Annotated in this window: 22 protein-coding genes; 12 read left to right on the forward strand and 10 right to left on the reverse strand. The window is 55.3% G+C overall.

Going from position 1 to position 25,521, the window contains the following annotated elements:
* Positions 1-132: 132 nt before the first annotated feature.
* Positions 133-1,632: a GGDEF domain-containing protein gene (locus BT114_RS05740; RefSeq protein ID WP_177247052.1), complete on the reverse strand. Its 1,500-nt coding sequence runs from the start codon at positions 1,630-1,632 to the stop codon at positions 133-135.
* Between the two features lie 270 nt (positions 1,633-1,902).
* On the opposite strand from BT114_RS05740, the gene BT114_RS05745 reads away from it, so the two are divergent.
* Together BT114_RS05745 and trxC are read left to right on the forward strand one after the other, a co-directional pair.
* The gene (locus BT114_RS05745; RefSeq protein WP_072325400.1) at positions 1,903-3,138 is read left to right on the forward strand and encodes a cache domain-containing protein; all 1,236 of its coding nucleotides are present in this window, start codon (positions 1,903-1,905) and stop codon (positions 3,136-3,138) included.
* A 52-nt stretch (positions 3,139-3,190) separates the two neighbouring features.
* Positions 3,191-3,631 carry a thioredoxin TrxC gene (gene trxC / locus BT114_RS05750; protein WP_072325401.1) on the forward strand — a complete coding sequence of 147 codons (441 nt, stop codon included), beginning with the start codon at positions 3,191-3,193 and terminating at the stop codon, positions 3,629-3,631.
* A 90-nt stretch (positions 3,632-3,721) separates the two neighbouring features.
* On the opposite strand, the gene rpoH is transcribed toward trxC, so the two are convergent.
* The 4 genes from rpoH to ftsY all read right to left on the reverse strand — a co-directional run bounded on the left by rpoH (position 3,722) and on the right by ftsY (position 7,480).
* Positions 3,722-4,588 carry an RNA polymerase sigma factor RpoH gene (gene rpoH, locus BT114_RS05755; RefSeq protein WP_072325402.1) on the reverse strand — a complete coding sequence of 289 codons (867 nt, stop codon included), beginning with the start codon at positions 4,586-4,588 and terminating at the stop codon, positions 3,722-3,724.
* Between the two features lie 100 nt (positions 4,589-4,688).
* Positions 4,689-5,783, reverse strand: coding sequence for a permease-like cell division protein FtsX (gene ftsX, locus BT114_RS05760; RefSeq protein WP_072325403.1), 1,095 nt, complete (start codon positions 5,781-5,783; stop codon positions 4,689-4,691).
* On the reverse strand, positions 5,780-6,448 hold the full coding sequence (gene ftsE, locus BT114_RS05765) for a cell division ATP-binding protein FtsE (RefSeq protein ID WP_072325404.1): 669 nt from the start codon (positions 6,446-6,448) through the stop codon (positions 5,780-5,782). The genes ftsX and ftsE overlap by 4 nt, the downstream gene beginning before the upstream one ends.
* A gap of 18 nt (positions 6,449-6,466) precedes the next feature.
* Positions 6,467-7,480 carry a signal recognition particle-docking protein FtsY gene (gene ftsY, locus BT114_RS05770; protein ID WP_072325405.1) on the reverse strand — a complete coding sequence of 338 codons (1,014 nt, stop codon included), beginning with the start codon at positions 7,478-7,480 and terminating at the stop codon, positions 6,467-6,469.
* Between the two features lie 118 nt (positions 7,481-7,598).
* Between ftsY and rsmD the strand changes: the two genes are divergently transcribed.
* The 3 genes from rsmD (at position 7,599) to BT114_RS05785 (ending at position 9,089) form a co-directional block, all read left to right on the forward strand.
* Positions 7,599-8,186 (forward strand): 16S rRNA (guanine(966)-N(2))-methyltransferase RsmD, encoded by a 588-nt coding sequence (rsmD, locus tag BT114_RS05775; protein ID WP_072325406.1) that lies wholly within the window; start codon positions 7,599-7,601, stop codon positions 8,184-8,186.
* A gap of 93 nt (positions 8,187-8,279) precedes the next feature.
* Entirely contained in the window at positions 8,280-8,765 is a 486-nt protein-coding gene (coaD, locus tag BT114_RS05780) for a pantetheine-phosphate adenylyltransferase (RefSeq protein ID WP_072325407.1), read from the forward strand.
* 69 nt (positions 8,766-8,834) lie between these two features.
* A complete protein-coding gene (locus BT114_RS05785; RefSeq protein WP_072325408.1) occupies positions 8,835-9,089 on the forward strand; it encodes a YfhL family 4Fe-4S dicluster ferredoxin in 255 nt (84 codons plus the stop codon).
* Between the two features lie 102 nt (positions 9,090-9,191).
* Here BT114_RS05785 and BT114_RS05790 read toward each other — a convergent pair whose 3' ends face one another.
* Entirely contained in the window at positions 9,192-9,413 is a 222-nt protein-coding gene (locus BT114_RS05790; RefSeq protein WP_072325409.1) for a YheV family putative zinc ribbon protein, read from the reverse strand.
* A 202-nt stretch (positions 9,414-9,615) separates the two neighbouring features.
* Positions 9,616-13,524: a phosphoribosylformylglycinamidine synthase gene (gene purL / locus BT114_RS05795; protein WP_072325410.1), complete on the reverse strand. Its 3,909-nt coding sequence runs from the start codon at positions 13,522-13,524 to the stop codon at positions 9,616-9,618.
* Positions 13,525-13,869: 345 nt separating this feature from the next.
* Between purL and mltF the strand changes: the two genes are divergently transcribed.
* On the forward strand, positions 13,870-15,294 hold the full coding sequence (gene mltF / locus BT114_RS05800; RefSeq protein WP_072325411.1) for a membrane-bound lytic murein transglycosylase MltF: 1,425 nt from the start codon (positions 13,870-13,872) through the stop codon (positions 15,292-15,294).
* 301 nt (positions 15,295-15,595) lie between these two features.
* Here the strand turns inward: mltF and glnA are convergent, their stop codons facing one another.
* Entirely contained in the window at positions 15,596-17,002 is a 1,407-nt protein-coding gene (gene glnA / locus BT114_RS05805; protein WP_072325412.1) for a glutamate--ammonia ligase, read from the reverse strand.
* Between the two features lie 425 nt (positions 17,003-17,427).
* On the opposite strand from glnA, the gene typA reads away from it, so the two are divergent.
* Together typA and BT114_RS05815 are read left to right on the forward strand one after the other, a co-directional pair.
* On the forward strand, positions 17,428-19,242 hold the full coding sequence (gene typA, locus BT114_RS05810; protein WP_072325413.1) for a translational GTPase TypA: 1,815 nt from the start codon (positions 17,428-17,430) through the stop codon (positions 19,240-19,242).
* A 162-nt stretch (positions 19,243-19,404) separates the two neighbouring features.
* A complete protein-coding gene (locus BT114_RS05815) occupies positions 19,405-19,980 on the forward strand; it encodes a hypothetical protein (protein WP_072325414.1) in 576 nt (191 codons plus the stop codon).
* A gap of 6 nt (positions 19,981-19,986) precedes the next feature.
* On the opposite strand, the gene mnmC is transcribed toward BT114_RS05815, so the two are convergent.
* Complete coding sequence (mnmC, locus tag BT114_RS05820) at positions 19,987-22,023, reverse strand: bifunctional tRNA (5-methylaminomethyl-2-thiouridine)(34)-methyltransferase MnmC2/FAD-dependent 5-carboxymethylaminomethyl-2-thiouridine(34) oxidoreductase MnmC1 (RefSeq protein WP_072325415.1); 2,037 nt, start codon at positions 22,021-22,023, stop codon at positions 19,987-19,989.
* Positions 22,024-22,032: 9 nt separating this feature from the next.
* A complete protein-coding gene (locus BT114_RS05825) occupies positions 22,033-22,332 on the reverse strand; it encodes a YciI family protein (protein WP_072325416.1) in 300 nt (99 codons plus the stop codon).
* 63 nt (positions 22,333-22,395) lie between these two features.
* On the opposite strand from BT114_RS05825, the gene BT114_RS05830 reads away from it, so the two are divergent.
* Genes BT114_RS05830 through scpB form a run of 4 tightly spaced genes read left to right on the forward strand, consistent with a single transcriptional unit; the run spans position 22,396 to position 25,503 of the window.
* Positions 22,396-23,256, forward strand: coding sequence for a PHP domain-containing protein (locus BT114_RS05830; RefSeq protein ID WP_072325417.1), 861 nt, complete (start codon positions 22,396-22,398; stop codon positions 23,254-23,256).
* Complete coding sequence (locus tag BT114_RS05835; RefSeq protein ID WP_072325418.1) at positions 23,253-23,876, forward strand: L-threonylcarbamoyladenylate synthase; 624 nt, start codon at positions 23,253-23,255, stop codon at positions 23,874-23,876. The genes BT114_RS05830 and BT114_RS05835 overlap by 4 nt, the downstream gene beginning before the upstream one ends.
* Before the next feature lie 11 nt (positions 23,877-23,887).
* Positions 23,888-24,745, forward strand: a complete 858-nt coding sequence (locus BT114_RS05840; protein WP_072325419.1) for a segregation and condensation protein A — start codon at positions 23,888-23,890, stop codon at positions 24,743-24,745.
* Positions 24,745-25,503 carry an SMC-Scp complex subunit ScpB gene (scpB, locus tag BT114_RS05845; protein WP_072325420.1) on the forward strand — a complete coding sequence of 253 codons (759 nt, stop codon included), beginning with the start codon at positions 24,745-24,747 and terminating at the stop codon, positions 25,501-25,503. Before BT114_RS05840 ends, scpB begins: the two co-directional genes overlap by 1 nt.
* Positions 25,504-25,521 lie beyond the last annotated feature (18 nt).

Raw genomic sequence — 25,521 nt, forward strand, 5'->3', positions numbered from 1 at the left:
GGCTTGCGGTGATCAGCAGCAGCCTCAGCATGCCCAGCTTACTCCCACGCTGCTTTTTAAGAAGCGCCTGATTCATGTCATGAGCGTATTTCAATGCAACATCATCTGGCACAAGAATTAATCAGATGGTGCTTAAGCAACTTCGATGCGGTTACGCCCACGTTCCTTGGCATTATAGAGTGCAACATCAGCTCGTTTCATAAGGCTTTCCAGGCTTTCTTTGGCTCGATAAGTTGTTATGCCCAGGCTGGCGGTAATGGTTCGTTCCGGTGCAGACTTAAGTTTGCTGATCTGTTGCGACAGCTGGTTGGCAAATTCGATGGCAGTATTCAGATCGGTATTGGGTAGCAGCAGTACAAACTCTTCTCCGCCCCAGCGGGCGCTCAAGTGATGTTTGCCGCACTTGCTTTTAATGACGCGGGAAATGTCGATCAGCACCTGGTCGCCAATATCGTGGCCGTAACAGTCATTGATCTGTTTAAAGTGATCAATATCCAGCATGATCAGGACCGGTGGCTGGTTCTGAGTCTTGTGGTGCGCCAGCGTGTTGTAGTGACTCAACATGCGGTTGGCTGAATCACTGAAGCAGCGTCGATTGGAAAGGCTGGTCAGTGGGTCTGTGGTGGCCAGTAAGTGCATTTCCATCGCCTGTTGAAAGTTGCGGATGTATTCGCGGGCACCAAAAATCAAGGATAAGCACAGGCTGGTTGCAGCAATCAGATAAAGAAACAGCATCTGGCGCCAGGTGGCGATGGCAGCACTGGTTTGTTCGCCTACCACCACAATAAAAGGCAGGTCACCAATTCTGCGCAGTGACCAGATGCGTTCAATGCCGTCCACAGGTGAAATCAAACGGTGTGAATAATGTTCTTCAGAAGGGTTTTTTGCCATTCTGTTGAGGTGTTCTTCTTCAATCTGCATGCCGATGTTTTGTGCAATAAAGGGTTTTCGAGCCAGCAGGCGAGAGTTGAGGTCGTAGAGGGTAATCACGTTGTGTGGTTCCAGCTCGATCAAATCCAGCCACTGCTGAAAAAAGCTCAGATCCAGGCCTGCCAGTGCAAAACCATCAAGCGCTCCTGTTGCATCAGTCAGCGGGTAAGACACAGTGACGTTCTGGGTGTGATCAACCGAGGTGAACATGTTGCTGACTTTCAGGCCTGTCAGCGGTTCTTTTTGTGCCAGGGTGCAGTATTCACGCTGATGCGCCAGAGCATCAAAACCCAGGTTGATGCCAATGGTGGTGTGGGTCACAACACAATCCCGATCCAGCATGCCAAGAAAAACAAAGTTGGGTGCTCGCTGCACACGTTCAATAATCCATGCGGTTTGTTGGGCGTGCTGCTCGGGGTTGGTGGTGGGGTAAATAAGCTCCTGTGCATCAAATCCTCTGGCCGTTTCCTGCAGCACAAACCGGGTCAGCTCAAAAGACTTTTCAACCCATTCGGCAATCAGGAAGCTTTTGGAGGTCGCCCTTTCTGTGGCTGTAGCCAGTGCAGTGCGATAAGAGATTGCCAGCTGAGTGGTGCTGGTGAAGAGGATGATGGTAATAAAGCCGAAGCAAAGCATCCAGACGAGTGCGGTGCGTTGCCGTAAGGCTTTTTTAAAGCTTGCTGACTGTTGGGCGGTTTTCACTCTTTGCTCTGAACTCATTTACAAAAAAATACCATTCGATTCCTAATTTAACACCATTTGTTTTATTGATGCGAGTCCAGGCGCGGCCCGTGATCTGAGAGGAGTGAGATTTAATGTTTTTCTAACTGTTCATGGCGCTTCTTAAAGCCATTGATAATTTCTGGGCGCCCGTTAGAATCCTTGAGTCTCTTTTCGGCTAGGGTGGGCTGTGTGGTGTCAATTAATGAGTGGGCCAGGGATTTTACCCGCGGATTCAGGATTCTGGGAGCCATGGCTTTTTGCGCCCTGGCGTTGATGGCCAGTACACTTTACGAAATCCATAAAACCAGGGTGCATCTGCAGGAGAGTTATGAGCAGGGCACTATTTTTCTGGTTGAGAACGCAGCCAGTCTGTTAAATCACTATCACCAACGTCACCTGTCCGGTGAGTTGACCCTGTCTCAAGCACAACACGAAGCATTGCAAGCCCTTTCCAGTATTCGTTTTGATCGCGGCAACTATATTTTTGTGGGTGACCGTGATGGTATTTCGCTGGCCAATGGTGTGGCTGAACTGGTGGGTACCAATATTCTGGATGTGCGTGACCCGGAGGGGCGTTACCTGGTGCGTGAGCTTTATCAGGTGGCCATTGAAGGCGGTGGTTTTGTTCATTACCTCTGGCCAACACCGGGTAAAAATGATGCCTTTCATCTCAAGAGCAGTTATGCCGTTTATTTTGCTCCCTGGGAGTGGACACTGGGTGCGGGCCTTAATACCACTTATCTGAATCAGGCCATACGCCAGGCCCGTTTGCATTCGGTGCTGGGTAGCCTGGCTATTTTTGTGCTGTTCAGCCTGTTGCTGTTGCTCAGTCATTTGGTGGTGCGTTACCGCAATCATGCTGAGCGTCAGGTTGAAGATGCACGCCACCGCAACCCGCTGACTGCTTTGCCGGGTAATCAGCCGATTGCCGTTGAACTGGAAACGCGTCTGGCAAAGGGTGCCGGTTTTGTTTTTGCTTATGTCGATCTGGATCAGTTTAAAGCCTTTAATGATGCTTATGGTTATGTGCGCGGAGACAGGTTGTTAAGCAGTCTGGCGGACCTATTACAGCGGCATTTTTCCGAGCAGGGTGAGTTTGTTGGGCATATCGGTGGGGATGATTTTGTGCTCTTGTGCCAAAAGCCGGATTGGCAGCAGCGTTTGAGTGAAATGGCAAAGGACTTTGCGCGGGTGAGTCAGGCATTTTATTCCGATGAGAACCGTAAGGCTGGTGGTATCAATGTCCGGGATCGTTTTGGTGTAGAGCGCTTTTTCCCCTTTGTGAGCCTTTCAATTGGCGCCTTGACTGTAGCGTCGGGTAGTGCAGCACGCCCGGAGGAATTAACGGCACGGGTATCTGAGCTGAAAATCAAGGCGAAGGCACTGAATTACTCTTGCATGCTGCTGCAGAACCCGGATGGTGCTATCGAGCAGATTCGCTTGCTTGAGGAGCCTGAGCTGGAGCCTGTCGCCGCTCAGGCTTGAATTTTGCCGATCAACCACAATATCAGGGGTATCTGATATTGTGGAGTTGTTTATGAGTGACCTGATCCATCTGACCTGCCCTCATTGCCTTGCCCTTAATCGTTTGCCCGCACAGCGGCTGCTTGATCAGCCCAAGTGTGGCAAGTGCCACCAACCTGTTATCAGCTCCACTCCTCTTGATGCCAATGAGCAGTCTTTTGATGCGCTGGTATTAAAGGGCGATTTGCCGGTGGTGGTGGATTTCTGGGCCAGTTGGTGCGGACCCTGCCGAATGATGGCGCCAGTATTTGCTCAAGTAGCCGCAGACCTGGCAACCCAGGCTCGATTTGTGAAGCTGGACACTGAGGCTAACCAGGCATTGGCAGCACGCTACGCGATTCGCAGTATTCCAAGTCTTCTGGTCTTTAAGGGCGGCAAGGAAATTGCCCGTCAGGCTGGTGCCATGCAGGCCACACAGCTGAAAAGCTGGTTGCGTTCTTTGAATGTGGCGTGATTGGGTTGTGGGATAATAACACAGGGCAGCCAAGCGGCTGCCCTGTGTTTTATGTGGATGGCAAGTTGATTCAGGCCCGCGCAGCTCGACTCAGGCAAGCAGTTCGCCTTGCATGGCCTGCTTAACCTTGTTCATGGCATTCTTTTCCAGCTGCCGGATACGCTCGGCAGAAACACCATAGACTTCGGCCAGTTCGTGCAGCGTGGCTTTGTTGTCGTTCAGCCAGCGTTGTTGCAGGATGTCACGACTGCGTTGATCCAGGCTGGATAGTGCTTCCTGCAGGCGGCTGGTGGCATCCAGCTCGGTGTTGTCTGCCTCAATCATCCGGGCAGGATCATAACGCTGATCTTCCAGGTAGCTGACAGGGGCTACAGCATAACTATCGTCTTCATCATCGGCATAGCCATCAAAGGCTGCATCCACTGATGCCAGGCGTCCTTCCATTTCCCTGACGGTTTCCGGCTTCACTTTCAGATCGGCAGCAATGGCTTTGACCTCATCACCATTCAGCCAGCCGAGGCTTTTTTTGGCGCTGCGCAGATTAAAGAACAGCTTGCGCTGGGCTTTGGTGGTGGCAACCTTAACGATGCGCCAGTTACGCAGTACAAACTCATGAATTTCTGCCTTGATCCAATGCACAGCAAAGGACACCAGGCGTACACCCATGGAAGGATCAAAGCGTTTAACGGCTTTCATCAGGCCCACATTGCCTTCCTGAATCAGGTCAGCTTCAGACAGGCCGTAACCTTTGTAACTTCTGGCAATGTGAACCACAAAACGCAGGTGAGACATAACCAGCAGTCGGGCTGCTTCAAGGTCGCCTTCATTTTGCAGGCGATAACCCAGTGACTGTTCTTCCTCGGCGCTCAGCAGTGGAATGGTGTTCACGGTCTGAATGTAAGCATTAAGGTCGCGACCGGGTGAAAGAATGCCGGCAACTTGTAACTGTGTGCTCATGTGTTCTCCGTGCAACAAAACCCTGAGATGAATAAATGAGGGCGTTATATCAGCGATTGCTCAGACAACAGGGGCCAGGTGGAGTTCCCCTGAGTCTACATCAGCGAGGCTCTATTTTACCCAGATGGCGACCAACTGCAATCCAGGCACCAATCCAGCCCAGCAGGGTACTGCCAAACAATAACAGCAGTGAATCCTGCAGGCCAAGACCAATCAGGCTGAAGTCACTGGCATAAGCGCTGGCCAGTGAACGCACTGGTCCGTCCAGCCAGAACAGTGACAGGTTGATCAGTAACCAGGCCATGATGCCGCCACCCAATCCATACCAGATGCCGGTGTAAAGAAAGGGGCGGCGTACAAAAGCATCGGTGGCACCGATCAGCTTGACCACTACAATTTCCTGGCGACGGTTTTCAATCGCCAGGCGGATGGTATTACCCACCACCAGCAATACGGCAAGCCCCAGCAGCAGGCCCAGAGCGGTGATCATGCGCTGACCCAGCTCCATGATGTGGTAAAGGCGTTTAACCCAGGCCAGATCCAACTGGGCTTCTTCTACTTCTGGCAGCAGTTGAAGCTGCTGCACCAGTGCCTGTTGTGCATCAACACCAATCACTGATGGGCGCACAATAATGACGGCTGGCAGCGGGTTGTCATCCAGATAACTCAGTGCTTCACCAAAGCCGGAAAACTCCTTGAATTCTGCCAGGGCCTGTTCACGAGACAGGTAGCGTGTTTCTGCTATTTCAGGGCGTAATTGCAGCTCCTGAGTCAGGCGGCGTCCGGCATCATCACGGACATTGTCTTGCAGATAGAGTGAAATCTGCGCAGTGCCATCCCAGTTACTGGATACCAGTTGGGCATTGTTAAGGAATACATAAAGCGCTACAGGCAGTGATAAAGCGATGGCAATCACTGCCCAGGTCATCAAGCTGCCGACAGGGGCAGCCAGTAGGCGTGCCAGGCTATCAGCTGCCATGGCCAGGTGATGACGCCGCCAGGCGGTAAAGCGGGCGGCTTTGCCTACTCCGGATGGACGATTGCCTGATCCGGGGCGCTGGGTTCTGGGATCGGGGCCAGTGCGTAGACGGTTGGCTGGTTTGCGCGCAGGTGCCTTGGGTGGGGCCTCGCGGCGCGGCCGATCAGCAAAAGTGGCACCACTGGGTTTGCTGCTGCCGGGACGTTTTCCGATCATGCGTAGGCTCCATCCTGTTTCAGGCTGCCCTGGCTCAATTCCATCATACGCAGGCCCATACGGGAAATCAGGTCCAGGTCGTGCGAGGCAATCAATACTGTGACACCCACGGCATTAAACTGACGGAATAACTGCATGATCTCGGCAGAAAGCTGTGGGTCCAGGTTACCAGTTGGCTCATCCGCCAGCAGGATGGGGGGCTTGTTGACCACTGCGCGAGCAATACCAACACGCTGCTGTTCACCACCGGACAACATGATGGGATTGAGCTTTTCCTTGGATAACAAACCAACCTTGTCCAGGGCTGCGCGCACGCGCTTGCCGATATCCTGAGGGTTCATGCCTTCAATCACCAGCGGCAGGGCCACGTTGTCATAAACGCTGCGATCGAACAGCAGCTGGTGATCCTGAAACACCACGCCAATTTTACGGCGCAGGTAGGGGATGTGGCGGCGTGCCAGGTTGTTGAGATTCAGGCTGTCGATGGTGACATGGCCACGAGTGGCCACTTCCATGCGCATGATCAGTTTTAACAGGGTGCTTTTGCCGGCACCGGAGTGGCCGGTCAAAAAAGCCATTTCACCCTCGTGAAGGGTGAAGGTCACATTCTGCAGCGCTTCATGGCCACTTTCATAGCGCTTGAAGACATTGGTGAACTGGATCATTGGCCCTCCCGGTGGCCATTAGTCACTTGGCTGGATATCCAGCAAGGCGTCAACAAAACTCTCGGCATCAAATACCCTCAGGTCATCAACCTGTTCGCCAACACCAATAAACCGAACAGGAATACCCAGCTCACGTGCCAGCGCAAATACAATACCGCCTTTGGCGGTGCCGTCCAGCTTGGTGAGCACCAGGCCGGTTAAGGGAACTGATTCGTTGAATTGACGGGCCTGATTGATTGCATTCTGACCAGTGGCCGCATCCAGTACCAGCAGGGTTTCGTGAGGGGCATCAGGGTCCAGCTTTTGCATGACCCGGCGCACCTTGGAAAGCTCTTCCATCAGGTTGCTCTTATTGTGCAGGCGACCGGCGGTATCAGCAATCAGCAGGTCAGCCTTGCGAGACTGGGCGGCTTGCAGGGCATCAAAAATCACGCTGGCACTGTCAGCGCCGGTGTGTTGGGCGATCACCGGCACTTCGTTACGCTCTCCCCAGACTTTCAGCTGTTCAACGGCAGCGGCCCGGAAGGTGTCACCGGCTGCCAGCATCACCTTATGGCCTTCGCCCAGGTATTTTCTGGTCAGCTTGCCAATGGTGGTGGTTTTACCAACACCATTAACACCAACCATCAGGATGACTTGTGGCTTGCCGGATGCCAGGTTCAATTCCAGTGGCTGGCTGACGGGTAGCAGCAGGGATTTGAGTTCTTCTTTTAATGCGGCAAAAAGGGCATCTGAATCTTTTAACTGATCCCGGCTGACCTGTTCGGTCAGTTTCTGGATGATCTCGCGGGTGGCGGTCATGCCCACATCAGCCATCAGCAGGCGGGTTTCCAGTTCTTCCAGTAGCTCGTCATCAATTTTTCGGGCACCCAGAAACAGGTCGGCCAGGCCATTGCGGGTTTTTGCCAGGCCCTGTTTAAGACGTGCAAAAAGGCCGCTGCCAGGCTGTTCGGCAGGTTTGGCAGTTGTTATTGATGAGTTGTCGGGACTGGTGTCCGGCTTTTTTTTATCGCGCTTGAAGAGTCCGAGCATGGGGATCTTTTTCTTAATCGTTTAGTGAATGCGTTATCCTATCACCTGCCTGCTCTGGACGGTAGCAGCCAGCCGGGCAAGGTAAGGTTCAGTCAATCAACTCCAATGCAGGTGAGTCATGCCCAGATCAGCACACAAATCACCACGGCCTGACCCGCAGGGGCAGGTGCGCATTATTGGCGGTGAGTGGCGGGGGCGCAAGCTGCCGGTGCCGGATGCCGAAGGTTTACGTCCAACACCGGATCGGGTGCGGGAAACCCTGTTCAACTGGCTGCAGTTTCAGTTACCCGGTCGGCGTTGTCTGGATGCTTTTACGGGTAGTGGTGCGCTGGCGGCCGAGGCATTAAGTCGCGGAGCTTCAAGTGTCACCGCTGTTGAGCGAGATCCGCGGGTTGCCAAACAGTTACGCGAGTTATTGTCACCCCTGGCTGGAGAGCGTCTGCAACTGGTTAATGCGGATGTTTGTCATTGGTTGCAGACCCAGCCTGTTGAGCCTTTCAGCCTGGTGTTTCTGGACCCGCCTTTTCAGGCAGGCCTGTTGCAGCCAGTGGCAGAACTTCTGGAGAGTGGAGGCTGGCTGACAGCCGATGCTTTGATTTATGTTGAGCAGGCACGCCATGGTGAAGCTGTGCAGTTACCCACTGACTGGCAGTTGCAGAAAGAAAAGCAGGCCGGTGAAGTGCAATTCAGTTTGTACGCCAGATAAAAAGGTTATTTGAGCGCCTGCTGGCTTTTCGGTAAGATGCGCTTCTTTCGGGCAGACCCGCCTGGGGTTTATTGATGTGGTTGCGAGGTGTTCATGAGTTTAGTGGTTTATCCTGGAACCTTTGACCCCATCACCCATGGCCACAGTGATCTGGTGGCACGTGCTGCGCGCATTTTTGATCGCGTGCTGGTGGCAGTGGCGGCCAGCCCCGGCAAACGCCCGGCACTGGATCTGGATACCCGGGTGCAGCTGGCGCGGCAGGTGCTGGCTCATCACTCCAATGTTGAAGTGGTGGGTTTTGATGGCCTGTTAACGGAGTTTCTTCGGCAGCAACAAGCCAGGGTGATTCTGCGTGGTCTGCGTGCGGTATCTGATTTTGAGTACGAGCTGCAACTGGCGAACCTGAATCGGGCCATGTCGTCAGAAGTGGAAAGTGTGTTTCTGACTCCCTCTGAGCATCTGTCTTTCATTGCATCAACGCTGGTGCGGGAAGTGGCCAGTCTTGGTGGTGATGTCAGCAAGTTTGTGCATCCCTGTGTGGTGGATGCACTGAAGAAAAAATATGCCTCCGGGGCATGAACCAAAACATAAAACTGCCCGTCTCAGGCTGAAAGCCCACCCGCTACTTGATAAAAGAGGTCAAAGTGTATGGCTTTGTACATTACTGATGAATGCATCAACTGTGATGTATGTGAACCGGAATGCCCCAATGGTGCCATTTCCCAGGGCGACGAGATCTATGTGATTGACCCCAACCTGTGCACCGAGTGTGTGGGTCATTATGATGAGCCACAGTGTGTGAATGTGTGTCCGGTGGAGTGTATTCCGAAAGACCCGAACCATGTTGAGAGCAAAGACGAGCTGATGGAGAAGTACAACACCATCACTGCTGCGCTGGGTTGATGCGGTTGTCGCTCGGGCAATAAAGTCCGGCAATGAAAAAGGGTGAGCACCTGGGGTGGCTCACCCTTTTTTTATTGCGTCAATTTTTACTGAATCAATGTTTTACTGGATCAGTTTGACGACCTGGATTTCATCCTTGGGGTCGGGTTCTGTCTGATTGACGCGTGTTGGCAGTTCTTCCGGCATGTCCAGACTCATGGAGTCGGTGAAACCACACTCAACACATTCCCGATGCTGGAAGCGGTCTTCCTGCCAGGCCTTGAGGCGATCCATGGCACCGCATTTGGGGCAGACGGCCCCGGCGATAAAGCGTTTGATGGTCATGATTGCTCCTCAAGAGTCGGTGCCGCCTGTCGGGTGTTGTCAGGACGCGTGAATACATCCCTGTAAGCTCTGCCGCGACGTCCTGTCGCAGACAGCCTACCAACACCCGATAGGCATCACCCGGTTCAGTTCCAGTTAGTCAGCGATCCCTGGCTGAGTGGTGGAGTCATTACACCCCGTACCTCCTAACGTATAACGTTCATCATCCCACCCATTTGCGGGCATTGGCAAACAGGCGCTGCCAGGGTCCCTGGTCACCCCAGTTGTCCGGATGCCAGGAGTTGCTGACACTGCGAGCCACGCGCTCGGGGTGAGGCATCATGATGGTGGCGCGGCCATCCAGGCTGGTCAGGCCGGTAATGCCAGCCGGTGAACCATTGGGGTTGAAGGGGTAACGCTGGGTGACTTCACCCCGGTTGTCGACATAACGCAGGGCAATGCTGCCGCTGTTTTCCAGCTGTTGCAGGTGGTCTGCACCACGGAACTCTGCACGCCCTTCGCCGTGAGAAACGGCAATCGGCAGGCGGGAGCCTTCCATGCCAGCCAGCAGGATGGAGTTGGTTTTCTGGATTTCCACTGTGGCAACCCGTGCTTCGAACTGTTCCGACAGGTTGCGTACAAAACGCGGCCAGTGGTCCGCACCGGGAATCAGTTCTTTCAGTTGGGACAGCATCTGGCAGCCGTTGCAGATGCCCAGGGTGAAGGTGTCTTCACGGGCAAAAAAGTCGGCCAGGGCTTCACGTACCTGTGGGTGGAACAGGGCGGATTTGGCCCAGCCTCCACCGGCACCGAGCACGTCACCATAGGAGAAGCCACCACAGGCAGCCAGGCCACGGAAGTCCTGCAGCTGGATGCGCTGTGCCATCAAGTCACTCATGTGCACATCAATGGCATCAAATCCGGCACGATGGAAGGCGGCAGCCATTTCCATGTGGCTGTTGACTCCCTGCTCGCGCAGGATTGCCACTTTCGGGCGTTGTTGCAGGTGCAGGAAGGGAGCGGCCAGATCTTCGTTGCTGTCAAACGTCAGCAGCGGGCTGATGCCTGGGTCGCCAGCATCCAGCAGGTTGTCGAATTCTTCCAGGGCGCATTCAGCATTGTCACGCAGTGCCTGGATGCGGTAGCTGGTTTCAGCCCACAGGCGCTGGTATTCCACACGGCTGGCCTGCAACAGCAGTTCACCGTCCAGTGAGAAGCTCAGCAGGTCATCAGTTGCCGGATGGCCGATAACCTGAGCGCAGTCGCCCAGTCCGGCCGCCGCCAGTTGTACCAGCACATCTTCGGTGTCGGTCTGACGTATCTGTAAAACGGCCCCCACTTCTTCGCTGAACAATGCTGCCAGCGCTTCTTCCGGGTTGCTGGCCAGCAGGTCCAGTTTGATGTCCAGGCCGGTGTGACCGGCAAAGGCCATTTCCGCCAAGGTGGCAAACAGGCCGCCATCGGAGCGGTCATGGTAGGCCAGCAGCTTGTTGTCTGCATTCAGCCCCTGGATCACGGCAAAAAAGGCTTTCAGGTCTTCGGCATCATCCAGGTCCGGCGCTTCGTTGCCGAGCTGGTTGTACACCTGCGCCAGTGCTGAACCACCCAGACGATTCTGGCCACGACCCAGGTCGATCAGCAGCAGATCGGTTTCGCCCAGGTCAGTGCGCAGTTGCGGGGTCAGGGTGCGGCGTGCATCAGTGACCGGAGCAAAACCACTGACCACCAGTGACAAGGGGGAAGTCACTGACTTGTCTGCACCGGATTGATCCTGCCACTGGGTGCGCATGGACATGGAGTCCTTGCCGACCGGAATGGCAATGCCCAGTTGCGGGCAGAGTTCCATGCCCACGGCAAAGACTGTGTCGTAAAGTGCCTGGTTTTCACCGGGGTGATTGGCGGCAGACATCCAGTTGGCGGAGAGTTTGACATCACTCAACTGGCGGATGGACGCAGCAGCCAGGTTGGTGAGGGTTTCTGCCACGGCCATGCGACCGGATGCAGCCGGGTTGATCAGTGCCAGTGGGGTGCGCTCGCCCATCGCCATGGCTTCACCGGTGTGGGTGAAAGGTGTGGTGGTGGTGACGGCGCAATCTGCCACCGGCACCTGCCAGGGGCCAACCATCTGATCACGGGCCACCAGACCGGTGACACTGCGGTCGCCGATGGTGATGAGGAATTGTTTGCTGGCTACCGTTGGCAGTTGCAGTACCCGGCGTGCCGCATCAGTGATGGTGATGCCTTGCAGTTGCAAGGCGGGCAGTTGCAGGGTCTGGCGTTCAAAGCTGCGTTGCATTTTCGGTGGTTTGCCGAACAGCACACTCATCGGCAGGTCCACGGGTTTGCTGTTGAAGTGGCCGTCCGCCACGGTCAGGTGGTGGGCTTCGGTGGCTTCACCCACGACTGCATAAGGGGCACGCTCACGCTGGCAGAGCTGGTCAAACAGCGCCAGGTTTTCTGCAGCCACGGCGAGTACATAACGCTCCTGAGCTTCGTTGCACCAGATTTCCAGCGGGCTCATGCCGGGTTCTGCGTTGGGCACGGCGCGCAGGTCAAACAGGCCGCCGCGTTCACCGTCCTTGACCAGTTCCGGCAGGGCGTTGGACAGGCCGCCAGCTCCCACATCGTGAATGAAACAAATCGGGTTCTTGTCGCCCAGTCCCCAGCAGCGGTCAATGACCTCCTGCGCACGGCGTTCGATTTCGGCGTTGTCACGCTGTACGGATGCAAAATCCAGATCGGCGCTGGATGAGCCCGTTGCCATGGAGGAAGCCGCGCCACCACCCAGGCCAATGTTCATGGCCGGGCCACCCAACACAATCAGCTTGGCGCCAACCGGAATTTCACCCTTTTCAACATGATTCGGGCGAATGTTACCCAGACCACCGGCCAGCATGATGGGTTTGTGGTAGCCGCGACGCTCAAGGCCATTCAGGCCGGGTGCATCTTCTTCATAGGTCCGGAAATAACCATTCAGGTTGGGGCGACCGAATTCGTTGTTGAAGGCGGCACCACCCAGGGGGCCGTCAATCATGATGTCCAGTGCCGACACAATGCGCTCGGGTTTGCCGTAGTCCTGTTGTTCCCAGGGCTGGGTGTAGCCGGGAATACGCAGGTTGGAAACGGTAAAACCGGTCAGGCCAGCCTTGGGTTTGGAGCCAATGCCGGTGGCACCTTCATCACGGATTTCACCACCAGCACCAGTGGCTGCACCAGGGAAGGGCGCAATGGCGGTTGGGTGGTTGTGGGTTTCCACCTTCATCAGGATGTGGGTGGGCTCATGCACTACATTCCATTGCTGGTTGCCCGGTTGTGGAAAGAAGCGTGGCGCTTCAAAGCCTTCAATAACTGCAGCATTGTCTTTGTAGGCGGACAGCACACCTTCCGGTGCCAGTTTATGGGTGTTGCGAATCATGCCAAACAGCGAGTGAGGTGAGGTTTCACCATCAATGATCCAGCTGGCATTAAAAATCTTGTGGCGGCAGTGCTCGGAATTGGCCTGAGCAAACATCATCAGTTCCACGTCGTTGGGGTTGCGTCCCAGCTCGGTGAAACTTTTCACCAGGTAGTCGATCTCATCTTCGGCCAACGCCAGCCCCAGACTGCCATTGGCTTTGACCAGTGCTTCGCGGCCACCACCCAGAATGTCCACGCTGCCCAGTGGTCTTGGGCTTTCGTGACGGAACAGGGCTGCCGTGGCGCTGATATCACGCAGCAGGGTTTCAGTCATGCGGTCATGCAGCAGGGCGCTGACCTTGTCGGCCTGATCGGCGTTGAGCGGCTGACTGACCTGCAAGGCATAAACAATGCCGCGTTCCAGACGTTGCACCTGGTTTAAGCCAGAGTTGCGGGCAATGTCAGTGGCTTTGGAAGACCAGGGTGACTGGGTGCCCAGTCTTGGTACCACCACAAAAACTTCGCCTTCCAGCGTCTGGCGGTCAGCAGCAGGGCCGTAGCTCAGCAAGGCTTCCAGCAGTTGTTGCTGTTTGGAGTCCAGCGTGCCATCCAGTTCGGCAAGGTGCAGGTATTCGGCATACAGGCCAGTGATTTGTGGAGCCGCAGCCTGAAGCTGGGCCAGCAGTTTGCCGGAACGGAAAGCGGAAAGAGCGGGTGCGCCTCGCAGTTGCAACATCAGGAAGCCTCGTCGGAGCAGGAGTTGGGTCAGTCTTGAAAAGGGACAGGAAAATTGCCGCGAATGATAGCGCAAAGCGTTGCAGAGGGCTACGGAAGGACAAAAAATGAACAATGAGTCACAAAAAATGTATCTACATTGGCGCTTTTTTGATCAGTGTTTGTTAGAATTACATTAATCAACCTGGCGTCAAGTCTTATTACAAGAATAGCCTGATCGGCAACTCACTGATCCGGCTGCCTTTTCTTTTATCTTTTAGGCAGTGGATCGGGTGTGAGGGGAGCAATTCAATCTCCACTCTGACGGTAAACATGAATCGAAACACCTTTCGATGAGCTCCTGTTTATGAAATTGAAAACACTTCTGGTCCTTTTTCTGATGTTGCTGTTGGCAGCAGGCTGCCAACAGGCCGATCCTCTGGGAGAGGTTCTGCAGAAAGGCACTTTGAAAGTAGCCATGCGCAATACCCCCTCTGTTTATTACGAGCACCGCGAAGGTGCTGCTGGCTTTGAATATGAGCTGGTGCGTTCTTTTGCTGAGCATCTGGGGGTAGAGCTGGAAATTGTTACTGCTGGCAGCGAAGCGGAACTTGAGCGTGCCTTGCTGGCCGGTGAAGTGGATATGGCTGCCGGTGGTCTGGGTCTGACACTGGATCGCAAGCGCAACTTCTCCACCTCTTCGCCGCTGCTGCACTCATCCCAGATGGTGGTGTATCGCCGTGGTCATTATCGTCCGCGCAGTTGGGATGATCTGAAAGAAGGCACTCTGGCGGTGATGTCTTCGTCTCGTCAGGCGGAAGTGCTGAAAAGCCATCAGATTCAGTATCCACACCTGAGCTGGATGGAAACTGAAGATCTGGAAGTGACCGATCTGCTGAAAATGATTCAGGATGGTGATCTGGATTATGCGCTGGTCAGTGCGCAGGATTTTAATATCAACCGCTTTTTCTTCCCGCGCGTGGGGGTGGCTTTTGATACCGATGTATCTGCTGCCATGGTGTGGTTGTTCCCGCGTGAGCGTCAGTCGCATCTGGCGCGAGCTGCCAGTGGTTATATTCAGTATGCCCAGTCGCTGGGTCTGATTGATGAGGTGCGGGAGCGTTATTACCGTCATGAACAGTATCTGGAGTATGTCGGTGCGCCGCTGTTCCTGCGCCATGTCAGATCACGATTGCCCCAGTATGAGGCGCATTTCCGTGCTGCCGCAGAAGTGCAGGGTATGGATTGGCAGTTGTTGGCGGCAGTTGGTTTTCAGGAGTCCCACTGGCGGCGTAATGCGGTTTCGCCGACCGGCGTACGCGGCCTGATGATGCTGACACAGCGCACCGCCAATGAGCTGGGTGTGAACCGACTGGACCCGATACAGAGCATTGAAGGTGGTGCGCGTTACTTGCGTCAGCTGTATGACCGCATTCCTGAGCGTATTCAGGGTGAGGATCGGCTGTATTTTGCCCTGGCAGCCTACAATGTGGGGATGGGGCATCTTGAGGATGCGCGTCGCATCACTGAGTCCCAGGGGTTTGATCCTGACAAGTGGGATGATGTGGCTCGTCATCTGCCGCTGCTGAGTCAACGCCAGTGGTATCGTCAGACCCGTTTTGGTTATGCACGGGGTAATGAGCCGGTGGTTTATGTGCAGAACATCCGTCGTTACCTGGAGATTCTGGAGTGGCATCACAGAACACAGGAAAACTTCCTGGAAGAACTGGAAGAGCGGGCTGCGCGGGTTCGTTTTGAAACGGCGTTTCGCAAGGTTCCACCGGTCATCTGAGGCTTCCCGTGATCAAAGGTTTCACCGGTTATCCAGGCTTCCACCAGTTGTCTGATGCGCATACCGGATGTTGATGTTTGTCACTGATCTGACCGGGAACTTCAGGCATCAGTAAGCATCAGATGTAAGCAGTGTCAGTTTTGCTGATTGCAGCAGTTTTCAAGGCAAGGGCAACGCCTTATTCCAGCCGGTCCCGTCAGGTGGCCGGCTTTTTTTTGCCTTTGATAGCCCATCGGAGCATTTCTTTTAAGCATAAAAAAACCCCGCCTTGCGGCGGGGTTGCTGTGCTGATCGAAAGGGATCAGACAGAGTAGTACATGTCGAACTCAACCGGGTGAGTGGTGTGTTCGAGACGGTGTACTTCTTCCATTTTCAGATCGATGAAAGCATCCAGCATATCGTCAGTGAACACGCCGCCTTTGGTCAGGAAGGCGCGGTCAGCTTTCAGAGCTTCCAGGGCTTCACGCAGGCTGCCACAAACCTGTGGGACCTGGGCAGCTTCTTCCGGCGGCAGGTCATAGAGGTTTTTGTCCATGGCATCGCCAGGGTGGATCTTGTTCTGGATACCGTCCAGACCCGCCATCAGCAGTGCAGCAAAGCACAGGTAGGGGTTGGCACCTGGATCAGGGAAGCGAGTCTCAATACGACGGGCTTTCGGGCTGCTAACGTAAGGAATACGGATGGAAGCAGAGCGGTTGCGGGCAGAGTAAGCCAGCATGACCGGAGCTTCGAAGCCGGGTACCAGACGCTTGTAGGAGTTGGTCAGCGGGTTGGTGATGGCGTTCAGGGCTTTGGCGTGCTTGATGATACCGCCAATGTAGTACAGAGCCATTTCAGACAGGCCGCCGTAGCTGTCACCGGAGAACAGGTTAACACCGTCTTTGGACAGGGACTGGTGAACGTGCATACCGGAACCGTTGTCACCAACCAGAGGCTTGGGCATGAAGGTAGCCGTTTTGCCGAAGGCGTGGGCAACGTTGTGTACGCAGTACTTCAGGCGCTGTACTTCGTCAGCCTTTTTAACCAGGGTGTTAAAGGCAACACCGATTTCGCACTGGTTGGCAGTAGCTACTTCGTGGTGGTGTACTTCAACCTTCAGGCCCATGGCGGTCATGGCATTACACATGGCGCCACGGATTTCGTGGGAAGAGTCAACCGGGGGAACCGGGAAGTAACCACCTTTGACGCGTGGGCGGTGGCCCATGTTGCCGCCTTCGATGGTGGCATCAGAAGACCAGGCCGCTTCTTCAGAGTTGATGTGGTAAGAGGCACCAGAGATGTCTTGTTTCCACTTCACGTCGTCAAAAATGAAGAACTCTGGCTCTGGACCGAAGAAAGCGGTGTCAGCGATGCCGGTGGACTTCAGGTATTCTTCAGCGCGGCGGGCCAGGGAGCGGGGATCACGCTCGTAACCTTGCATGGTGCTGGGCTCGATGATGTCACACTGCAGGATCAGGGTGGGTTCATCGGTAAAGGGATCCAGTACCGCAGAAGAGTCGTCCGGACGCATGATCATGTCGGACTCGTTGATGCCTTTCCAGCCGCCGACGGAAGAACCGTCAAACATCTGTCCTGATTCGAAGAATTCTTCGTCAACAGAAGCGGCAGGAATGGTGACGTGCTGTTCTTTACCGCGAGCATCAGTAAAGCGCAGGTCGATCCACTTTACGTCGTGTTCTTTGATAATAGAAAGGCTCTTTTCGGACATGTTCGCCTCCGTGGTTTGGCGTTGGTTTCCAGGTTTACGAATTCTGCTTCATGCGAAGGAAATCGCCTGAGGTCAGTTCTGGCAAAAACAAAAGCAATCCCTGTGCCAAAAACATGCACCTTTGCTCCAGCTTGCATCAATTCAGGGTGCGGTTTGAGTTTTCAGCCTCATGATGAGGCAGGGTCTTATTTTTCACGCCTGCTTTTGCACCTGATTAGAGCATAAAAATACCTTTCGCACTAATCTGATGCACTGTTGTGGTGCTTGTTGCACTGATATGCAGCTAATGGGCCTGGTGTTTGAAAAAGCTATTCCTGTAACCCTTCTGCCGTTATAATTATCCGCCTTTTTTTTCGGGTTGGTCAGGAGCGTCTCCTCTGGCTGGCCTATTAGACCACCCTTCCGGCTTGGCCGGGGAGCAGCTTGTGATAGAGAAACTTCGTAACATCGCCATTATTGCCCACGTTGACCATGGTAAAACCACCCTGGTTGATAAGCTTCTGAAGCAGTCCGGTACGCTGGATCGTCGTGATGCAGAAGCAGAGCGCGTCATGGATTCCAACGATCAGGAAAAAGAGCGTGGCATTACCATTCTGGCCAAGAACACTGCCATCACCTGGAATGACTTCCGCATCAACATCATTGATACCCCCGGTCACGCCGACTTCGGTGGAGAGGTTGAGCGGGTGCTGTCGATGGTTGACTCGGTGCTGTTGCTGGTGGATGCCATGGATGGTCCGATGCCACAAACCCGTTTTGTGACTCAGAAAGCCTTTGCCCGCGGCCTGAAGCCGATTGTAGTCATCAACAAGGTGGATCGCCCCGGTGCACGCCCTGATTGGGTTGTGGATCAGGTGTTTGACCTGTTCGACAACCTGGGCGCCACGGAAGAGCAGTTGGACTTCCCGATCATTTATGCCTCGGCACTGAACGGTATTGCCGGGGATGACCCGGAAAACATGGCTGAGGACATGACCCCCCTGTTCCAGGCTATTGTTGATCTGGTTCCGGCACCCAAGGTGGATGTGGATGGGCCTTTCCAGATGCAGATCTCTGCGCTGGACTACAACTCTTATGTGGGTGTTATTGGTGTGGGTCGTATCACCCGTGGCCGTGCACTGCCCAACCAGCAGGTGGTGGTAGTTGATCGTGAAGGCAAGCAGCGTAAGGCCAAGATCGGTCAGGTCATGACCTATCACGGCCTGCAGCGCAACGAGTCCCCGAACGGTGCGGAAGCCGGTGACATCGTGTGCATCACCGGTGTGGACCCGCTGTTCATTTCCGACACCCTGTGTGACCCGAATAATGTTGAAGCCATGCCGCCGTTGAGCGTGGATGAGCCAACCGTGACCATGACCTTTCAGGTCAACAACTCGCCTTTTGCAGGTAAAGATGGCAAGTATGTCACCAGCCGCAACATCAAGGAGCGTCTGGAGAAGGAACTGGTTCACAACGTGGCACTGCGTGTTGAAGAAACCGACAGTCCGGACAAGTTCCGTGTGTCTGGCCGTGGTGAGCTGCACCTGTCGGTGCTGATCGAAACCATGCGTCGTGAAGGTTTTGAGCTGGGTGTGTCGCGCCCTGAAGTCATTATCAAGACCATTGACGGTGTGAAGCAGGAGCCTTACGAAGAGCTGATCATCGATGTGGAAGAAGAGCATCAGGGTTCCATCATGGAAGAGCTGGGCAAGCGCAAGGCGCGCATGACCAACATGAACCCGGATGGCAAAGGCCGTGTGCGTCTGGACTTCATCATCCCGTCACGTGGTCTGATCGGTTTCCGTAACCAGTTCATGACCCTGACCTCCGGTTCCGGCATCCTGACCAGTATTTTTGATCACTATGGTCCGATGGCGGAAGGCAGTGTTGAGCACCGCATCAATGGTGTGCTGGTGTCCATGTGTGCCGGCAAGGTACTGGCTTACGCCCTGACCACCCTGCAGGATCGTGGTCGCCTGTTTGTTGGTCCCGGTGTGGAAGTTTATGAAGGCATGATTGTCGGCATCAACTCCCGTGACAACGACATGGTGGTTAACCCCACCAAGGCCAAGAAGCTGGACAACATGCGTGCCTCAGGCAACGATGAAACCATCCAGTTGACCCCGCCGGTCAAGTTCAGTCTGGAGCAGGCGCTGGAGTTCATTGATGATGATGAGCTGGTGGAAGTGACCCCGAACCACATCCGCATGCGCAAGAAGCTGTTGACCGAAAACGAGCGTAAGCGTGCTGGCAAGAGCTGATACCGTTGCAGGATTGAGTTGATCTCAGTCGAAGCAACAAACAAGGGTGGCCTTCGGGCTGCCCTTTTTTATGGCAGCAGTTGATTGAACCTGTGTTTGTTTCATCAGTCGGAAACTGCAAGAATACTGATGTTTACACTTTGATCTGGAAAGGGAGAAGGCATGAATTTTCAGCGCAAACTGTTATTGATGGTGCTGCTGATCCTGATAGTGGTGTTGTTGATCCCCAAGGGTGGTGAAGACCTGGCCCCGTCCACCGGAGAGCGCCATGTCACATCCGAAGCAGAAATGCGCACTGTTCCTGATACCCGCATGGCCAGTGATGCCGGTCGGACTGAAAGTTCTGAGGCGACTGAAAGCAGTCATGAAGGTGATGACACCCCTGCTGCTGAACCATCACTGTCAGAGTTGCCGCTGGCGGACTCTGATGCCCAAGCCACTTCGGTTGCTGTGACAGGATTGACAGCCGCTGATCTGCGTCAGTTTCGTGAGCGGGGTCTGGGTGATCCTGAGCAGCGCATCATGCAAAGCCTGATGGGCCGCAGTGACCTGATTCCACAGCAGGCGGTGCTGGGTGGTACCATGCGTTTTGTTGCAGAGGAGTCGCTGCTGCTTAATCGTCGCTGGGTGCTGGCTACCTATGAGGATGGCCATATCCGTGGGCAGGCGCTGTTTGAGTACGAAGTCACCACCACCGGAGAGATCCTCTGGGTATTGCTGGCGCACCAATCGGATTGACCGGCCTTATGCGGCTCCATTGTTGTTTCGCTTCAGTGCACGCAGGATAAAGCGTCCCGGGTGCACTGCTTCAGTTAAAGCCTGCTCCAGAGGGGCAGGCTCTCCCAGCATCTGACTGACCAGCAATTCCGAGCAGAGTGGAATGCTGGCCAGGCCGCGTGAACCATGCCCCAGGTGCAGCCATAACCCCTGATGCAGAGGTGGTGAATCAGGGGTGGCGCTTAGCCCCTGTTTGTGCCAGTCCCGGTAAACCTCTTGCCATTGCTGATGCTGCGGCGCTGGTCCTGTCAGTGGCAGGTAATCCGGTGAGGTGCAGCGAAAACCAACGCGCCCCTGCAAGGGCAGGTGGTCTGCATCAATACCCAGTCCAGTTAAAAGCTTCGGCAGCGCCTGATGAAGTTCAGCCAGATTGGCCTGTTGATCTTCGTGGGTCAGTTCAGTGGCATTGGAGTGCAGATTAAAGGTTGCACCAAAACAGAGCGTCTTGTCTGCGGGCGGGCTGACATAACCACCGGCACAAATCACACAGCCCGGTTGCCGGTTGTGGGTGTCCGGCAGGGTTACGTGGGTCACCTGTCCGCGAATGCGTTTCACCGGTAGCCATTGTTGCGGTTCCAGCAGTCGGCTGGCGTAGGCCGCAGCCAGAATCACCGTGTCGTATTCCAGCCATTGATCACCGGTTTGCAGTCGCCAGACGTTCTGGCTGGCATCAAATTGCAACTGGCTGACTGGATGAGACGTCAGCAGGCGGATGCCCGGCAGGTGGTTGGCCAGTTGATGGCAGAGCGCGCCGGGTTTGACCCAGCCTGCACGTGAAAATAGCAGCCCGCTGTGGGTTGTGGGGGTGCCTGCCAGGCTGCTGACTTGTTCCGCCGACAGGGGTTGCACCAATGCGGCTGGTAACTGCTGGCGTTGAAGAAAGCGTTGCTGACGTGCAGCTTCCTGCTCATCAGTGGCCAGTTGCACAACACCACAATCCGACCAGAAGTGTTGCTGAGGGTCCAGTCGCTGCAGCCAGCGGCGACTGTATTCCAGGCCGGCCAGATAAAAGCGGCTGGCAGGTGTGTTATCCACAGCCAGTTTGATGTAAAGCACGCCCTGGCGGTTGCCGGAGCCATCGGCACCGGGCTGTGTTGCTTCCAGTAAATCTGCCTGATAACCGCGTCGGCTGAGTGCTTCAGCGGTGGCGCAACCGGCCAGGCCTGCACCAATGATGGCAAGGCGTCCGGTCGGGCGTGGTGGCAGGTTCCATTTGAGTGGGTTGTTGTCTGCGGGTGTGGATGCAGGCTGATCGGCCGAATCGGCAGCAAAATGGCCGCGCAGCATTTCCCGTTTGCGCCCAAAGCCGGGAACCTTTTGAATCACAAACCCTGCCGCCTGCAGACCACGTTTAACGGTTCCGGCGGAGGTGAAGGTGGCAAAGCTGGTGTTGGCATGACTGCTGCGAGCCAGAGCAGCAAAAAGTTGTTCGGTCCACATGCCGGGGTTCTTGCCGGGTGCAAAACCATCCAGACACCAGGCATCAACACTGGCCTGAAGTTGACTCAGGTTTTCAGCGGCATCACCCAGCAGCAGATCCAGGGTGATGCGTGGATGCAGTTGCAGGCGATGAAAGCCGGATACCGGCAAGGGATAACACTGCTGCAGGCAGGCTGCGTATTCTGCCAGAGCAGGCCAGAAGGCATGTGCACGTTGCAGATCGTCGGGTGTCAGGGGGTAGAGCTCGGTGCTGACCCAATGCAAACGGGCTGTGGCGGGTGCCACTTGCAAAAACACCTGCATTGCCACCAGCAGGTTCAGGCCAGTGCCAAAGCCGGTTTCGCCGACCACAAAAGCACGCTTCTGCTGCCAGCCTGCCCAGCGTTGGGGCAGGTCGTTCTGCTCCAGAAACACATGGCGGGTTTCATCCGGTCCCTGATCGCGGGAGAAATAAACATCACCGAAGTCACCGGCTACGGGGGTGGCCTGTTGCCATTCCAGGCGAGCCTGCTGCAGGGTGCGCGGATGATGGCAACTGACCGTTGTTTCTGGTTGAGCAGTCATGGAGCGGTTTTATGGCAGGACTTTTTTAAAGGGTTTGATGGTGACCTGTTGGTATACACCGGCTGCAACATAAGGGTCGGCATCCGCCCAGGCGCGTGCTGCTTCCAGGCTGTCGAATTCGGCTACCACCAAACTGCCGGTGAAACCGGCATCACCGGGGTTTTCACTGTCAATGGCCGGGTGTGGACCTGCCAGCAGCAAGCGGCCTTCATTTTTCAGGGCTTCCAGCCTGGCCAGGTGATCAGGGCGAGCTTGCAGGCGCTGAGCCAGGGTGCCGGGTTTGTCTTCACAGATCAGAGCGTAAAACATCGGGTTCTCTCCGGTTAAAAATGTTAATCTCTCAGGGTTGTAACTCGCCCGGAAAAATCCTTTATGCCGCCACTTATCCAGCAGTGTGATTATCACATGCACTCCACCGCATCAGACGGTGTGCTGAGTCCTGCTGCCTTGATGGCGCTGGCTGCCGAGCGGGGATTGCAGGAACTGGCGTTGACGGACCATGATACCTTTGACGGGCTGGATGAGGCCAGTGCTGCGGCAGCAGAACAGGGTATCAAGCTGTTGCCGGGCATGGAGTTTTCCTGTGTCTGGTTGGGGGTCACCATTCACCTGGTGGCACTCTGGCCGCGGGGGCTGAATGAAGCTGCCCGCGAGCTGGCAGACATTCAACGCAAGGCGCGCTGGAGTCGGGCCACCCGGATCATTGAAAAGCTGCAGCGAGCGGGTGTCGCCCTTGCGCTGGACGCCGTTACTGTTTATTCCGCCGGCGGTGTGCCGGGTCGCCCGCACTTTGCTGAAGCCATGGTGCAGGCCGGTTATGTCACGGATCACAGCCAGGCATTTCGCAAGTGGCTGGGTGCCGGTAAACTGGGTGACATCAAAAGTCAGTGGCTGGAGTTGGCTGACGCCATTGCCCGTTTGCGTGCAGCTGGCGCTTTTGTGGTGCTGGCGCACCCGCAGCATTACAAACTGACCCGCAGTAAACGCCGCCGCCTGGTGATGGCATTTGCCGCAGCCGGTGGGCAGGGGCTGGAGGTGGTCAGTGGTCAGCAAGACCCCCAGCAGACAGCCAGTCTGGTGAGTCTGGCACAAGAGTTGGGATTACAGGCAAGTTGGGGCAGCGACTTTCATGGCGCAGGTCCGGCTTGTCATGCACCCGGTCATTATGCTGTGTTGCCGGAGGTTTGCCGGCCGCTCAGTGAATATTTTCATGCAGCAGGAATCGCCACATGAGCCAGTACTTTGAAATTCATCCGGACAATCCGCAGAAACGACTGATCCAGCAGGCCGTGAGCATCCTGCGCGAAGGTGGTGTGATTGCCTATCCAACCGATTCGGCCTATGCGCTGGGTTGCTGTGTCGGTGAAAAAAAAGCCGTGGATCGCATCAAGCGCATCCGTGAGCTGGATGACAAGCACAACTTCACGTTGATGTGTGCTGACCTGTCTGAACTGTCGGTTTACGCCAAGGTCGACAATGCCGTGTTTCGTATGCTGAAGAACACCACCCCCGGCCCTTACACCTTCATTCTGAATGCCACCTCCGAAGTGCCGCGCCTGCTGCTGCACCCCAAACGTCGTACCATTGGTCTGCGGGTGCCTGATCATGTGCTGACTCATGCCCTGCTGGAAGAGCTGGGCGCACCGATGATGAGTGTCACCCTGATTATGCCGGGTGAGGACCTGCCCATGCATGAAGCCGATGAAATCCGTGAGCGTCTGGGTAAATTGGTGGATCTGATCATTGATGGTGGTGCCTGTTCCATCGAACCAACCACCGTGGTTAATCTCTGTGACGGTGTGCCGGAAATCACCCGTGAAGGCCGCGGCGATCTGACACCCTTTGGCGGCTGAAGTACAAGTCGATGAATCAACCCGTACCCCAGCAACTGGATTTGCTGGCCAAGGTGGCCGGTGAGCCCTTCACCGCCGTACCGGAAGATCTGTTTATTCCGCCGGAAGCCTTGCGGGTGTTTCTGGAGGCTTTTGAAGGCCCGCTGGACCTGCTGCTTTACCTGATCCGCAAGCACAACCTGGATGTGCTCAGCATCAATGTGGCTGCCATCACCCATCAGTACCTGAGTTATCTGGACCTGATGCAGGAACTGCAGATAGAGCTGGCTGCTGAATACCTGGTGATGGCTTCGCTGCTGGCAGAAATCAAGTCACGCAGCCTGTTGCCTCGTGCACCAGGCAGTGAAGATGATGAAGACGAGGAAGACCCGCGGGCGCAGCTGATTCGCCGCCTGCTGGAGTACGAACAGTTCAAGAGCGCCGCTGAACGCCTGGATCAGTTGCCACGACAGGAGCGGGATTTTTTTCCAGCCAACCCGGAACATCCAGAGCGGGAAAATCGGGTGTTGCACCCGGATGTGGAGCTGCAGGAAGTCCTGCTGGCTTTTGCCCGTCTGCTGAAAAAAGTGGATTTGCTGGCCCATCACCAGATCAGCCGTGAACCCCTGTCTACCCGGGAGCGCATGTCGCAGGTGCTGGAGCGCCTGGAGCAGGCTGAAAACTATGTGCCCTTTGATGACCTGTTTGACCTGGACGAAGGCCGTCCCGGTATGGTGGTGACCTTTATGGCGCTGCTGGAGCTGGTGAAAGAACAGTTGGTGGAACTGGTGCAAACACGTTTATTTGCCATGATTCACGTGCGCCGCCGCCTGCTGGGCAGTGATACTGACAGTGATGACCGGTTGATGCCAGATGAGGTGAATGCCTGATGTTGCCTGATGTTGAGCGGGATCTAACCGGTATTCTGCAAGCCTTGTTGCTGGCTGCCCGTGAACCTCTCAGTCTGGAGCGGCTGGCCGCCCTGTTTGATGAGGCTGAACGGCCTGACCGTACCCGGCTGCGGCAGGCGCTGCAAATATTGCAGCAGCAGGCCGAAGGCAGCAGTCAGGAGCTGGTCGAGGTGGCGGGTGGTTACCGTTACCAGATTCGCAGTTGTTATGCCGGTTGGGTCAGCCGTTTATCGGAAGAAAAACCGCCGCGTTATTCGCGGGCATTATTGGAAACCCTGTCACTGATCGCCTATCGTCAACCCATCACTCGTGGTGAAATTGAAGAGGTGCGTGGTGTGAGTGTCAGCTCACAGATCATCCGCACCCTGGAAGATCGGGAGTGGGTGCGGGTGGTGGGGCATCGCGAAGTGCCGGGACGTCCTGCACTCTATGCAACAACCCGGCAGTTTCTGGACTACTTCAACCTGAAGAGCCTGAATGAATTACCGCCGCTGGATGAACTTCGTCAGTTGGCTGATGCCGAACCCGAAGAGTGGCAGGATGAGCTGGACCGTGCGCCTCATTCACCGCTGTTGCAAGTGGATCAAGAGCTGGATGAAGGTGAGGCAGCGGAAGATCCCGCTGATCTTGCCGACCTGCTGGAAGCGCCCTTGCCGGAAGTGAAGGAACTAACCTTTGCGGATCTGGCAGAGCGCTTTGTGCAGCATCAGGATGATGAAGAACCTTCCGGGCAGTAAACAGACTGCCCTTTTATT

It is taken from the genome of Marinospirillum alkaliphilum DSM 21637 (genome assembly GCF_900119735.1).
Classification (GTDB): domain Bacteria; phylum Pseudomonadota; class Gammaproteobacteria; order Pseudomonadales; family Halomonadaceae; genus Marinospirillum; species Marinospirillum alkaliphilum.

What these genes read in the sequence shown, in the direction of transcription:
- scpB (WP_072325420.1), top strand. Translation starts at nt 24,745, where the DNA reads ATGTTGCCTGATGTTGAGCGGGATCTAACCGGTATTCTGCAAGCCTTG.
- coaD (WP_072325407.1), top strand. Translation starts at nt 8,280, where the DNA reads ATGAGTTTAGTGGTTTATCCTGGAACCTTTGACCCCATCACCCATGGC.
- mltF (WP_072325411.1), top strand. Translation starts at nt 13,870, where the DNA reads ATGAAATTGAAAACACTTCTGGTCCTTTTTCTGATGTTGCTGTTGGCA.
- ftsE (WP_072325404.1), bottom strand. Translation starts at nt 6,448, where the DNA reads ATGATCCAGTTCACCAATGTCTTCAAGCGCTATGAAAGTGGCCATGAA.
- trxC (WP_072325401.1), top strand. Translation starts at nt 3,191, where the DNA reads ATGAGTGACCTGATCCATCTGACCTGCCCTCATTGCCTTGCCCTTAAT.
- BT114_RS05790 (WP_072325409.1), bottom strand. Translation starts at nt 9,413, where the DNA reads ATGACCATCAAACGCTTTATCGCCGGGGCCGTCTGCCCCAAATGCGGT.
- ftsX (WP_072325403.1), bottom strand. Translation starts at nt 5,783, where the DNA reads ATGATCGGAAAACGTCCCGGCAGCAGCAAACCCAGTGGTGCCACTTTT.
- BT114_RS05745 (WP_072325400.1), top strand. Translation starts at nt 1,903, where the DNA reads ATGGCTTTTTGCGCCCTGGCGTTGATGGCCAGTACACTTTACGAAATC.
- rpoH (WP_072325402.1), bottom strand. Translation starts at nt 4,588, where the DNA reads ATGAGCACACAGTTACAAGTTGCCGGCATTCTTTCACCCGGTCGCGAC.
- BT114_RS05830 (WP_072325417.1), top strand. Translation starts at nt 22,396, where the DNA reads ATGCCGCCACTTATCCAGCAGTGTGATTATCACATGCACTCCACCGCA.
- ftsY (WP_072325405.1), bottom strand. Translation starts at nt 7,480, where the DNA reads ATGCTCGGACTCTTCAAGCGCGATAAAAAAAAGCCGGACACCAGTCCC.
- mnmC (WP_072325415.1), bottom strand. Translation starts at nt 22,023, where the DNA reads ATGACTGCTCAACCAGAAACAACGGTCAGTTGCCATCATCCGCGCACC.
- BT114_RS05835 (WP_072325418.1), top strand. Translation starts at nt 23,253, where the DNA reads ATGAGCCAGTACTTTGAAATTCATCCGGACAATCCGCAGAAACGACTG.
- BT114_RS05840 (WP_072325419.1), top strand. Translation starts at nt 23,888, where the DNA reads ATGAATCAACCCGTACCCCAGCAACTGGATTTGCTGGCCAAGGTGGCC.
- BT114_RS05825 (WP_072325416.1), bottom strand. Translation starts at nt 22,332, where the DNA reads ATGTTTTACGCTCTGATCTGTGAAGACAAACCCGGCACCCTGGCTCAG.
- purL (WP_072325410.1), bottom strand. Translation starts at nt 13,524, where the DNA reads ATGTTGCAACTGCGAGGCGCACCCGCTCTTTCCGCTTTCCGTTCCGGC.
- BT114_RS05815 (WP_072325414.1), top strand. Translation starts at nt 19,405, where the DNA reads ATGAATTTTCAGCGCAAACTGTTATTGATGGTGCTGCTGATCCTGATA.
- rsmD (WP_072325406.1), top strand. Translation starts at nt 7,599, where the DNA reads ATGCCCAGATCAGCACACAAATCACCACGGCCTGACCCGCAGGGGCAG.
- BT114_RS05785 (WP_072325408.1), top strand. Translation starts at nt 8,835, where the DNA reads ATGGCTTTGTACATTACTGATGAATGCATCAACTGTGATGTATGTGAA.
- glnA (WP_072325412.1), bottom strand. Translation starts at nt 17,002, where the DNA reads ATGTCCGAAAAGAGCCTTTCTATTATCAAAGAACACGACGTAAAGTGG.